Origin of the sequence: Fusibacillus kribbianus (assembly GCF_030053595.1) — a bacterium.
In the GTDB taxonomy this organism is placed as follows: Bacteria; Bacillota; Clostridia; order Lachnospirales; family Lachnospiraceae; genus Lientehia; species Lientehia kribbiana.
On record NZ_JASGBQ010000001.1, the window covers coordinates 264,444 to 276,153 of the forward strand.

The following is an 11,710-nucleotide window of genomic DNA, read 5'->3' on the forward strand; positions in this document are numbered from 1 at the left end:
GCATTTTATGAAGCCATTGACTATAAAGAACACTGTTTTGGGCGACGGGATCCCAAAAATCTGTATTCCCGTCACCGGCCGTGACGAAGCTTCCATCCTGCGCGCCGCCGGAGAATTAAAAACTCTTCCCCACGATATCGTGGAATGGCGGGCAGATTATTTTGATCAGGTGACCGATCAGAGCCGGGTTCTTCACGTTCTCGGAGCTCTAAAGGAGCTTCTTCCTGATTCCCTTTTGCTTTTTACCTTCCGCACACACAGGGAAGGGGGCGTAAAAGAGCTTTCAACAGAAGCCTATCTGGAGATATGCAAAAATGCCGTCACCAGCGGTCTTCCCGATCTTCTGGATCTGGAATTTTTCACCGGCGCCTCCGGGGAAAATGCCGAAGCCTGTCCTTCGGTCCTGAATCCTGTTCTTTCCCTGGCTCATGCAAACGGCTGCTGTGTCATTCTGTCCAGCCACGATTTTCATAAAACTCCTCCGGAGGAGGAGCTCTTCAGGCGTCTTTCCTGTATGGATGCCGCCGGTGCCGATATCGCCAAGCTTGCCGTCATGCCTCGTTCGGAAACAGATGTCCTTCATCTTCTTTCCGCCACCCGCCGTGCTGCCGATCTTTTAAGCTGCCCGGTCATCACCATGTCCATGGGCAGACTCGGTGTCATAAGCCGAATAAGCGGACGGCTCACCGGCTCCTGCCTGACCTTTGGCACAGCAGGAGAAGCCTCCGCTCCCGGTCAGCTTCCGGCAAAAAAGCTGAAAAAGATCCTTGAAACACTGTAAGGAATATTTTCTGATTAACAAATAATACCGCGGCAGCGGAACCGGTTGTCCCGATCCCTCTGCCGCGGCTTCATTATGGAAGGTGAAGGCTAGCACTTTATTTATTTATCAAAATCAAACAGATTCAGCCCTATCTCGTCACTGAAGCTTCGATCCACCCTTCCGTCAATGACATGGATCACCATCTCGCAGGTGGCGCTGATCACTGCCTTATTCAAATCCTCTTCCAGTGTTTTTTGAATCAATGCTTTATCTGCCATAGCCAAAACCTCTTTTGCATGAAATTATTGATTGACCACATTTACAGGGCTGCCATCCAGAAATGCCTTCAGATTATTGACCGCAATATCCATCAGTCTCTGTCTGGATTCCTTGGGAGCCCAGGAAATATGAGGAGTAATGATACAGTTGGGTGCGTTCAGAAGCGGATTGTTGCCGCGGATAGGCTCTGTGGAAACAACATCCAGACCTGCCGCATAAACCTTTCTGCTGATCAGCGCATCTGCCAGATCCTGCTCCACGATCAGCGGGCCTCTGGAATTATTGAGGATGATGACACCATCTTTCATTTTTGCAATGGTATCCTTATTGATAATGCCTTCCGTCGACGGGAACAGCGGACAATGGAGCGCGATCACATCAGACTGGGCAAGCACATCATCCAGTTCTGCATAATGACAGTTTTCATTTTCCAGAGCCGGATTTTTGTAGGAATCGTAAGCCAGCACCTTCATGCCGAGGGCCTGGGCGATTCTTCCGGTGGTCTGTCCGATTCGGCCGAATCCAATGATACCCATGGTCTTGCCGGCCAACTCGATCAGCGGATAATCCCAGAAGCACCAGTCCTGATTATTCTCCCAGCGGCCTTTATGGACAGCCTCATTGTGATGTCCGATGTGATGGCAGATTTCCAGAAGCAGGGCAATGGCGAACTGTCCCACTGCGTCTGTTCCGTAGGTAGGGATATTGGTTACACTGATGTTCCTTGCCTTGGCGGTATCCACGTCGATCACATTGTAGCCGGTAGCCAGAACGCCGATATACCGGATCGCAGGACAGGCTTCCATGGTAGCTGCAGAGATTGGTGTCTTATTGGTAATGACAATTTCAGCATCACCGATCCTCTCCACGATCTTGTCTGCCGGAGTCCTGTCATAAACCTTCAGCTCGCCTAATGCCTCCATGCCTTCCCAGCTTAAATCACCGGGATTCTCTGTATATCCATCCAATACAACAATTTTCATAGTCGATCTCCTTTTAAGCGTTTATTCCGATTGCAGCTGCTGCTTATTTCAGGGTGTCGGCCAGAGCCCTCATATCTGCGCCGGTCTGAGACCAGTAAGTCGTCACGATCTTTAACTCATCACCGATACAGAAGTGCTTAACACCCAGATCCATATAATACTTTGCATCCTCGGCAGTATAAATTTCACATCTGGGCTGTACGCCATGCTTCAGGGCAACCTCGATCATCTTTCTCTCTGCAGCCTTGCACTCCTCCAGATGATCCTTCATGTTGAAGCCGCAGCTCATGGAATAATCGGAAGGTCCGAACTGTACCATGTCTACTCCGGGGATCGAGCAGATCTCTTCAATATTATCCATAGCTTCCTTCTTTTCGATCATCAGAGCCACAACCGTATTCTTCACCATATCTGCATAGTCCATCTGGGGATTGTGCGGCTGATATCCGATCCAGCGGCTGTTGGGATAGCCGAAGCGGCCCATATCCTGAGGTCTGTCAGGCTTCAGCACATGCAGGGATTCTCTCACCTCATCGGGAGTTTTATGATCTACAAGAAGCACCGCCTGGAAACCGGAAGCCATGGCCTTCTGAGCCACATAGGCACGGTTCTGGAAATCAACCTTGATCATGGACGCCATATTGTAAAGCTCCGTTGCACGGCAGATATTCTCAAAATCAACCAGACTATAGGGGGCATACTCTGCTACAAATTCAATATAATCATATTTTCCGGTGCTGCCCACGATCTCGACCATGGTAGGCCATGTGCTCTCGATCCTGGTTGCCACTGAAGGCAAATTATTGTCCAGTAAATAGCGAAGTCTGTTCTCTTTCATTGTTTGAAATCCTCCTGTTTTCCTTAAATAGTTTTGCATTTTCTATATGTAAAAGCTCTTGTGCTTTTTCATTTCAGAGCTTTTCCAATCCTGATCAGACGGAACATTCTGTCCGCCGCGTCCTCCAGAAGTACTCTGGCCTCCTCCATCGCCTGCTCCAGACACATCACGCCGTTGACGGTGACCATGACAGAATCGATGCCGTATTCATAAATAGCCTCTGCCCCCGGCAGCATGCCGCCCACTACCGCCACCACGGGAACACCGTACCGTTTACAGACTGTTCCGATCCCGTGGATCACCTTGCCTCTGGCAGACTGACCATCCAGACGGCCTTCTCCAGTCACCACCAGATCAGCATCCTTCAGGCTCTTCTCAAATTCGCAGGCTTCCAGCACTACGGAAATTCCGGAATGAAGCTTTGCCCCGGCAAAAGCCACCAGCGCTGCACTGATTCCGCCTGCCGCACCTGCCCCTGGCATATCGTGGAGTGCGATCCCGCTCTTTTTTAAGATCACATCCGCATAATTCCTCATTCCGGACTCGAGGATCTCCAGGCTCTCCTTCGTTCCTCCCTTTTGAGGACCATACACATAGGTGGCGCCCTGAGGTCCGATAAGCGGATTATCCACATCGCACATGACTGTAAGCTCCGCCTCGCCAAGACCGATGCAAAGCTTATCAAGCCGATAATCGGCTACAGCCCCAAGGCTTTCGCCCACAGGTTCAAGGACCTTTCCATCTTTATCCAAAAATTCCACGCCCAAAGCCGCCATGGCTCCAAGGCCTCCATCATTGGTTGCACTCCCCCCAACTGCGATTATAACCTTTCTGTATCCATTTTCCAAAGCATCCCGGATCAGCTGTCCGGTGCCGTAAGAGCTTGCCCGAAACAGATCTCTCTCTTCCGGAGGCACAAGGGGAAGGCCGTTTGCCACAGCCATCTCCACCACAGCAGTATCGCCGCGGATCACACCATATTTCGCATGTACCGGATGCCCCATCGGATCCTTTACATCCATATAACGGAACGTTCCGCCGGTCACCCCTACCAGGGCGTCAACGGTTCCCTCGCCGCCATCGGCAATGGGGAATTTTTCGATCCGACAGCCGGGAAAATTCCGGTTTGCTGCCGCTTCAATGCCTTCAATCACCTGTTCTGAGGTCAAAGAGCCCTTAAATGAATCTGGTGCCACTACTATTTTCATACATTACCAACGCCCCTTACTTAATTTGATCTCAATATACTCTCTGCAAATAATGATACAGGCCAACAGAGCAAGATTCAATAGACAATATCCAAATTAAAGAGCAGGTTTTGTGTTCCGAACACAAAACCTGCCTTTTACTCACTTATACCAGCTGGTGCTCCGGAGCTTCGCCTTTCAGCATAGCGACTACCTGTCTTGCCGTAGCCGCTCCTGTCAATGCATAATTTTCATAGGATTCTGCTGCGGTGTGAGGCGTACAGATGTAATTGTCAAGGCTGAACAGCGGATGATTCAGATCCACCGGTTCCTTCTCAAACACATCCGTGCCATGGGCTGTGATCTTTCCGGATTTTAATGCCTCGTAAAGATCATCCTCTTTCACAATGGGCCCACATGCTGTATTGATCAGATAAACACCATCCTTCATCTTTGAAATGGTATCCTTATTGATCAGTCCCCTTGTTTCCGGTGTACAGGGTACATGGATAGAAATAATATCACTCTGGGAGATAACCTCATCCATGGAACACAGGGTCACGCCCAGGCGCCCTCTCTGGTGGTCCTGTTGAGCTGAGGGATATTGCGTACCGTGCAGAGCATCAGTGCCACGGCATGCTCCGCAACAGAATTCCGGTTGATGCCGGGGGTATTGGAAGCATGAATTCCATATTTTTTGAAATCATCCAGATTAAAATTGTCCACGCCGATTCCAAACCGGGCCACGCCCTTCAACTTTTTGGCATATTCAAACACAGAAGCGTCCCAGGTGTCGACTCCGGCGATCACCGCATCGATATCACCGATGATTTCTTTCAGTTCCTCAAAGGTGTAAGGCCGGCCATTCTGGGTAATGATCGGTTCACAGTTATTCTCTTCCAGAATCTTAAGTCCTTCCTTGCATCTCTCATCGTAATGAGGGACAGAGATCAAAACCTTGCTCTTCATTTTCTTCCTCCCGATAATTATAAAATAACCTCTTTATAGTTGTTCTTCTCCATGGTCTCAATCAGCTTTGCTGCATATTCTTCGCTGATCCCCACCAGAGGCTCCTTCATGGCAGCACAGGAAATAATGCCCATATGCTTTAACATGACCTTGTAACAGGAAATATTGTTTTGCGCACAGAGAATGTTATTCAGCATGGTAGTCTTCTTCTGGATCATCCTTGCCTTCTCCATGTCACCTTCTTCAATTGCTTTTCCGATTGCCACATAATGCTCCGGAATGATCTGGGCGTTGCCGGACACGGTTCCTTCTCCGCCGCAGCACATCAATGCGTGATAAAGCTCATCGGGGCCGCAGAGAACAGAAAACGTGTTGTTTCTGATATTGGTCATTTCGATCATTCTGGACATATTCGGATAGCTGTATTTGATTCCAACCACATTAGGACATGTTTCGGCAACCTTTTCAGCCACATACAGATTAATGTCATTTACGGAGCACTGGGGGATTCCATACATATAAATGGGGAAATCTGCAGGTACGCTTTTGGAAACCTTCTGATAGAAGGCAACCAGCGCATCGTCAGACATTTTAAAATAGGAAGGGGTCACAACGCCGATTCCGTCTGCGCCGATCTGGGCGGCATGTCTGGAAAGTTCAACAGTATCTTCCAGACTCATGGCGCCGGTCTGAACATATACGCGGGCTCTTCCTGCCGATTTTTTTACAACAGTTTCTGCGATCAGTTTTCTGTCAGCTACAGAAAACATCAGCATCTCTCCCGTCGTACCGTTGGGATACAGACAGGGAATTCCTTTGTCAATCAAGTATTCTGTCAGCCTTTCCAGAGACTCCACATCCACCTTCTGATTTTCATCCAGGGGAGTCACAATAGGAACGACACATCCATACAGCTTATTTTCCAACATGATTTTTGATCCTCCTTCATCTCATGGCTTTCATAAGTTCCGTAAAAACCCATTCCAGCATTATGGTTTAATCATAACAGTCCTTAAAATAATTACATTGTACCGGCAACCAAAAATGTCGTCCTTTTTTCAGTTAAAAGTACAATCCTTGACTTTTCCACCTATGGTATGCTAAACATAAATATAGGAACAGATAACGATCATGTTATCGATGAAAAAGGAGGATTCTATGGCATACTCAAATCTGATCTGCAACTATAAAACACGTTTAATGCCCATTATCGGCTATCCCATGGATCACAGCAATGCCGCTCAGGTATACAACAAGCTGTTCGAGATTTACAACATCAACAAGATCATGTTCCCCATCGAAATCAAGCCGGAAAATCTTGGAGATTTTGTAGCTGCTGCAAAAACGCTCCACATTGACGCCTATACACTGACCATGCCTCTCAAATCTGAGATCATCCCGTATCTGGACGAAGTGGATCCCTGCTCCAGAGTATTTAAATCTGTGAATATTGTCAAAACCGTTGACGGGAAAACCGTTGGCGCCGGCATGGACGGCAAGGGCTGCATCGGCGCTCTGATCAACGCAGGTGCAAAGCTGGAGGGCTGTACCGCCGTTCTCCTTGGTGCAGGAAGCATCAGCGGCGCGATCATCTACGAGCTGATCCAACACAAGGTCGGCAAGGTCATGCTCTTAAACCGGACCCTGGCCCATGCCCAGGAAGTGGCAAAGATCATGGAAGACAACTGGGGCCTTCATGTGGACGCCTATGAATCCACTCCGGAAAATCTGGATGCCTGCTGCAGCCAGGCCGATGTCTTTATCCAGTGCTCTCCTCTCGGTATGTATGGCTTCCATAAGGACCACGAGTATCTCGGCTTCCTGGAGAAAATGCCCAGGTCCTGCATTGTACTGGACTGTCCCGTAAATCCGGAATACACCACTCTGCTTCTGAAGGCGAAGGAATGCGGTCTGACCATCGTGCCCGGCATGTATATGATGCTCTCCCAGATGACAGAGATCTATGACTTCTGTTTCGGACTCCGTCCCGGCGATGCCGAAAAAGAAGAAGCCCGCAAGGTACTGGTAGCTTATCTGGATTCCCTGAAAAAATAAATAAAGGAGGCATCTATGGCAGAATTATCTCCTGACCGAAAGCTTGGCTTTGGTTTTTTAAGACTTCCCCTCATCCATGAGGAGGATCCGTCAGATATCGATTATGAAAAAGTAGGTGAAATGGTAGATTATTTCCTGTCTCAGGGCTTCTGCTATTTTGATACCGCCTATAATTACCACAAAGAATTTTCAGAAATTGCCATCCGGAAAGCTCTGGTCAAACGACATCCCAGAGAGTCTTTCCTGCTGGCTGATAAAATGCCCACATTTCTTGTGACAAAACCGGAAGATTTTCCCGCCTTTTTCCAGGAACAGCAAAAGCGCTGCGGCGTAGAGTATTTCGATTTTTATCTTCTCCATAATCTGGGGAAGGAACGCTATGCCAACATGACCCGTTTGGGTGCCTTTGATTTCATGAAAAAGGTAAAAGCGGAGGGGAAAGCCCGTGAGATCGGTTTCTCCTTCCATGATACCGCAGAGGTTCTGGATCAGATCCTGACAGAACATCCGGAAATGGATTTTGTCCAGCTCCAGCTGAATTACATAGATTGGGAAAGCGAAAGCATCCAATCCAGAAAATGCTACGAAGTGGCAAGAAAGCATGGCAAACCGGTCACCGTCATGGAACCGGTGAAGGGTGGTGCCCTGGCCCGGTTGTCTGCTGAGGCAGAAAAACCCTTCCGGGACTTTGATCCGGAAGCCTCCAACGCTTCCTGGGCGATCCGTTACGTGGCCTCCCTCGAGGGCGTCCGGATGGTTCTCAGCGGTATGTCTGCGCTGAAGCAGGTCAAGGACAACACCCGATACATGAAGGACTTCCGAAGACTCTCTGCAGAGGAACAGTCCGCAGTGGCCAGTGTCGTGGAGATTCTGAAGAAATCCCAGGCCATCCAGTGTACCAACTGCAAATACTGTATGGACGGATGTCCCATGAATATCAATATCCCCGGCTATTTCGCCTTTTACAATTCTGCCGGCCATCAGAATAATTTCATTGATATGCTCTATACCAGGGTGTCTCATGGACACGGTCAGCCCTGGGAGTGTATCGAATGCCGTTCCTGCGAAAGCCACTGTCCTCAGCATCTGCCGATCACGGATTACCTGAAAACCATATCTGATTATGTAAAAAAGAATGTTTTATAAGGTTGTTCCCTGTGTTCTTTGCGGGAAAACAAAGCGCCTGCGGCTTACTCAGCCTGCAGGCGCTTTATATAAGCGTTATTCGTAGTTGTCACTCAGGATCTTAGCCAGCGTTTCTGCGTCATGATGTTCAGAAAGCAGCTTCTGCTTCCTAGCCTCATATGCCTGCAGCCGCTCGCACCGTTCCACCACCTCCGGCAGATATTCTGCAGGAAATTTCACGGCGCCGTTTTCATCCATATGTACAATTTCTCCGGGAACCACATCCATCCCGGTAACGAAAATATCGTCTCTTCCGGTGTGGCCAACTCTGATTTTTTCAGTCATTTCCTTCAAATCCACTTCGCTGTTTTCAAAAGAAATCAGGATCGGAATACGGCTCACCTCAGAATAACCGAGGGCCTGTGCCATACTCGCCAGCTCTCTCCGGTTGGTCTCCTCATAAAGAAGACAATTGATAAATCGTTCCTTGTCTGTTTTTCTCTTGATTTTCTCTTCTTTTTGTGCCTCGTATTCCAGCATTGTTTCCAGCATTTTCTTGATCACTGCAGCGACTGCGTGGATCTCTCCGCTTTCGCAGTTTCCCGTCAAACCCAAAACGCCGATGATTTTCTTTTTATATTCCAGGGCCATGTTGATCCCCGGCTTGACGCCCAAAAAGGTATCTTCTGCCTCTACCTCTTTATAGTCAAGCCCCTTACTGACGATTTCAAATGCCACTTCATGAAAGGTTCCGATCCGGCTTTTATCCTTGCTGGCAACGATGATTCCCTTTTCATTCATAATATTAATATTATAATCGGTGCATCCTACCAATTTGTCAATAATTCGTTCTGCCAACTCAACATCCAGTATTCTATCTTTTCCCTTCTGCCGCTAAAAAAACAATCTGATCTTCTCTTCGATCTCCTCTGCGATCTGTTCCGGTGTCTTCCCGTCGGTGGTCACCGCAAAATCTGCAGCTGCCTCATAGGCCGGTCTCCTTTTTTCCATCAGAGACGCGATGTAGGGAACATTCATGTTTCCCTCCAGCACCGGCCGGCTGTGGCCCCTTCCGATCCGTCCAAACACAGTCTCCGGTGTTGCCGTCAGAAGAACAATGACACCGTTTGACTTGAGTGCTTCCACATTGGACGCGCGGAGCACTGCGCCACCCCCGCAGGAGAGGATCTTCCCCTGCCTTCCATCGCCTTTGCAGGACAGCTCCTTTATGGCAGCGCTTTCCATATCCCGAAAGACCATCTCCCCCTCCTTCTCGAAAATCTCGGAGATGGGACGTCCTTCCCGTTCCACGATCCATTTGTCAACATCGATCTCCTCTGCTCCGAGGCGCCTGCCAAGGGCATGAGAAACCGTCGTTTTTCCTACACCCATGAATCCGATCAATGCAATATTCATGATTTTGCCATCTCCCTGTATTCCTGTTTCCAGCGGGTAAGCAGTGTCTGCACTCCCGCCTTCCGGCGGACGGAATCCTTTTCCCACAGCTCCGCCACCTCTTTGCCCTTTCCCGAATATTTGAGATGCTTATAAAGAGTCTCGTATTCTTCCTTCCATTTGAATTGCTGCTCTGCCGGGACAGCCAGCATCATGGCCTCCGGAAGCTCCAGCGCTCCGTCCATCTGACAAAGCATGAAGATTTCCTTCAGAATCTCTTCCTTTTCCAGATTCTCATAGGCCTTCTCCAGACAATCCAGGGCCTTTTCCGACTCAAAAAGACCTGCATAGGCCACGCCCTTATTGTGATAAAGGGCCCCCATGAATTCCCTGGTCATGCCCTTATCCTGTTCTCCTCCGGCAATGCTGTCATAAAGCTGGACCGCTGCTGCATACTTCCGCTTCTGCAGAAGGTAATCAGCCTTTTTCTTGGCCCGCTCCGAAGGATTGGCCCGGCGTATCCATTCCAGTTGAGCCTTGAACACCTGAAGCTCCGCCTCGCTGTAGTAATGGATATCCTGAAGGATCATATAAAGGATCTGTGCCATGTCTGACTGATCTACCACCCATTTGCGGATTTTCTCCTCCAGCTTCGGCATATGAAGCTCATTCCGGATAAAATACAGAAGATGCTCATTAATAAAATCATTTTCCAGCAGAAACACATAATTATAGATATAATAACAAAGCTCCTCCCCCGAATGGAGAGAAATTCCCAGCTCCGCGATGGGATATGGATTTGTCACCTTAACGTCACTGCATAATAGTAATCCGCTCATATTTCCCTCTTTTATATTTGAAAATCCTGTCTTATCATCTGTCCCGTGCCGGGGAAGAATTCTCCAAAGCCCCGGTCAATGACCCGAATACTGATCTTCGACTCGCTGAGGAAAGCTGCAATGACCTCCACCCGCGTGGTCTTATTGGGTCTTGCCGGAAATTCATCCAGCTGGATGGCCAGCTTCGTCTGCCGTCCGTTTCCCACCGGTGTCACCAGAAACTCCAGAATATTGGTGTTGTCCAGAATGAAGGAGGCGGAAGCCTTCGCTTCATACCAGTCGCTTCCCGCCGAGGCCAACACCAGCTGTCTTTCCCGGCCCTCATGATTCACCTGCATACTGATGGTCGAAGCAAGCCGCCCTTCGCAGAGGCATACATAGGGATAAGAGCTTTGCGCCTGAATGGAGTCATAGGCCATATAAGCTGCTCCTCTGGCAAAAAGACCCGTTCCGGCAAAAACTCTCCGCTTGTTGCAGATAAACCGCAAAAAGCCGGATGCCCACTGACTATCTTCAAAGCCCTTTCCGGTGAGAAAGATCGAAGTCATCACCTTTTTCTGAAGGAGCCGCTCCGCACAGGAGGTAAGGATCGTATCGCCCAGCTTCTTTCCTGCTCCTGTCTCCAGAATTTCCAGGCTGAAGCCCTCCTCCAGCTCCTCATGGCTGACCTCCACCACCTGCGGTTTCCGGCCCCGGATCACATTCAGCTCGTAGTAATGGAGCCCCGTCTCCGAAAGATCAAACAGGCAGGACTGATTGATCCAAAGATCCTTTTTCTGGCTGATCACGTAGAACAGGTAGGTTTCCGAATGATTGGCCATGTGCACCCGTTCTCTGGGAATTCCCAGTTCATCCGTCACCTGAATGATGCTGTCCATCAGATCGCTGTTCTTATTCTGAAAAGCAAACACGACCGCACCGATCTTCTCGATGCCCAGTCTTGCTGACGGAATGGACAGGATCTGCTTCACAAAAATCTGCAGCAGCTCATCGGCTGTGTATTTTACGCCCTCAATGGTCGCCGTTCCCTTTTTGCCGGCCAGCTTCACCAGCTTGTCCACCATGGTCCCCTTGCCGTAAAGAGCACATCGGTAAGCCTCCTCGCCGATGAACCAGCAGTCTGTCCCCTTCTCCTTGCAGATGACCGTGGGAACCATGCAGGAGCTCTCCTCATCGGTCAGCCCGATATTCTCCGCATCCAGCGTCTGCGGATTAAAATAACTGATTTGGCTGTAATCGTCACATATATCGATTCCCAATAGTAATTCCTGCATTCT

Annotated in this window: 13 protein-coding genes and 1 pseudogene; 3 read left to right on the plus strand and 11 right to left on the minus strand. The window is 49.1% G+C overall.

All coding sequences use genetic code 11. The annotated features are described in order from the left end of the window. Nucleotides 1–7 precede the first annotated feature (7 nt). Nucleotides 8–781, plus strand: coding sequence for a type I 3-dehydroquinate dehydratase (aroD, locus tag QJ036_RS01290; RefSeq protein WP_283229615.1), 774 nt, complete (start codon nt 8–10; stop codon nt 779–781). Nucleotides 782–882: 101 nt separating this feature from the next. On the opposite strand, the pseudogene QJ036_RS01295 reads toward aroD, so the two are convergent. The 7 genes and pseudogenes from QJ036_RS01295 to QJ036_RS01325 form a co-directional block, all read right to left on the minus strand. Beyond that, nucleotides 883–999 (minus strand): annotated as a pseudogene (locus tag QJ036_RS01295) (PPC domain-containing DNA-binding protein); the annotation flags it as partial. Nucleotides 1,000–1,065: 66 nt separating this feature from the next. Further along, the gene (locus QJ036_RS01300) at nt 1,066–2,025 is read right to left on the minus strand and encodes a D-2-hydroxyacid dehydrogenase (protein WP_283229616.1); all 960 of its coding nucleotides are present in this window, start codon (nt 2,023–2,025) and stop codon (nt 1,066–1,068) included. A 43-nt stretch (nt 2,026–2,068) separates the two neighbouring features. Beyond that, a complete protein-coding gene (locus QJ036_RS01305; protein WP_283229617.1) occupies nt 2,069–2,863 on the minus strand; it encodes an HpcH/HpaI aldolase family protein in 795 nt (264 codons plus the stop codon). A gap of 68 nt (nt 2,864–2,931) precedes the next feature. Continuing rightward, nucleotides 2,932–4,071 carry a glycerate kinase family protein gene (locus QJ036_RS01310; RefSeq protein WP_283229618.1) on the minus strand — a complete coding sequence of 380 codons (1,140 nt, stop codon included), beginning with the start codon at nt 4,069–4,071 and terminating at the stop codon, nt 2,932–2,934. A gap of 145 nt (nt 4,072–4,216) precedes the next feature. Next, complete coding sequence (locus QJ036_RS01315; RefSeq protein ID WP_283229619.1) at nt 4,217–4,597, minus strand: NAD(P)-dependent oxidoreductase; 381 nt, start codon at nt 4,595–4,597, stop codon at nt 4,217–4,219. A gap of 11 nt (nt 4,598–4,608) precedes the next feature. Beyond that, a complete protein-coding gene (locus tag QJ036_RS01320) occupies nt 4,609–5,019 on the minus strand; it encodes a Rossmann-fold NAD(P)-binding domain-containing protein (protein WP_283229620.1) in 411 nt (136 codons plus the stop codon). Nucleotides 5,020–5,036: 17 nt separating this feature from the next. Beyond that, the gene (locus tag QJ036_RS01325; RefSeq protein WP_283229621.1) at nt 5,037–5,948 is read right to left on the minus strand and encodes a dihydrodipicolinate synthase family protein; all 912 of its coding nucleotides are present in this window, start codon (nt 5,946–5,948) and stop codon (nt 5,037–5,039) included. A 229-nt stretch (nt 5,949–6,177) separates the two neighbouring features. On the opposite strand from QJ036_RS01325, the gene QJ036_RS01330 reads away from it, so the two are divergent. Both QJ036_RS01330 and QJ036_RS01335 read left to right on the plus strand, forming a co-directional pair. Then, complete coding sequence (locus QJ036_RS01330; RefSeq protein WP_283229622.1) at nt 6,178–7,074, plus strand: shikimate dehydrogenase family protein; 897 nt, start codon at nt 6,178–6,180, stop codon at nt 7,072–7,074. Between the two features lie 15 nt (nt 7,075–7,089). Continuing rightward, entirely contained in the window at nt 7,090–8,220 is a 1,131-nt protein-coding gene (locus QJ036_RS01335; protein ID WP_283229623.1) for an aldo/keto reductase, read from the plus strand. 75 nt (nt 8,221–8,295) lie between these two features. On the opposite strand, the gene QJ036_RS01340 is transcribed toward QJ036_RS01335, so the two are convergent. Genes QJ036_RS01340 through QJ036_RS01355 form a run of 4 tightly spaced genes read right to left on the minus strand, consistent with a single transcriptional unit; the run spans nt 8,296 to nt 11,707 of the window. Next, a complete protein-coding gene (locus tag QJ036_RS01340) occupies nt 8,296–9,057 on the minus strand; it encodes a sugar diacid recognition domain-containing protein (protein ID WP_283229624.1) in 762 nt (253 codons plus the stop codon). A gap of 36 nt (nt 9,058–9,093) precedes the next feature. Next, nucleotides 9,094–9,615, minus strand: a complete 522-nt coding sequence (locus QJ036_RS01345) for a shikimate kinase (protein WP_283229625.1) — start codon at nt 9,613–9,615, stop codon at nt 9,094–9,096. After that, nucleotides 9,612–10,433 (minus strand): hypothetical protein, encoded by an 822-nt coding sequence (locus tag QJ036_RS01350; RefSeq protein WP_283229626.1) that lies wholly within the window; start codon nt 10,431–10,433, stop codon nt 9,612–9,614. The genes QJ036_RS01345 and QJ036_RS01350 overlap by 4 nt, the downstream gene beginning before the upstream one ends. 11 nt (nt 10,434–10,444) lie before the next feature. Continuing rightward, nucleotides 10,445–11,707, minus strand: coding sequence for a DUF5716 family protein (locus QJ036_RS01355; protein WP_283229627.1), 1,263 nt, complete (start codon nt 11,705–11,707; stop codon nt 10,445–10,447). Nucleotides 11,708–11,710 lie beyond the last annotated feature (3 nt).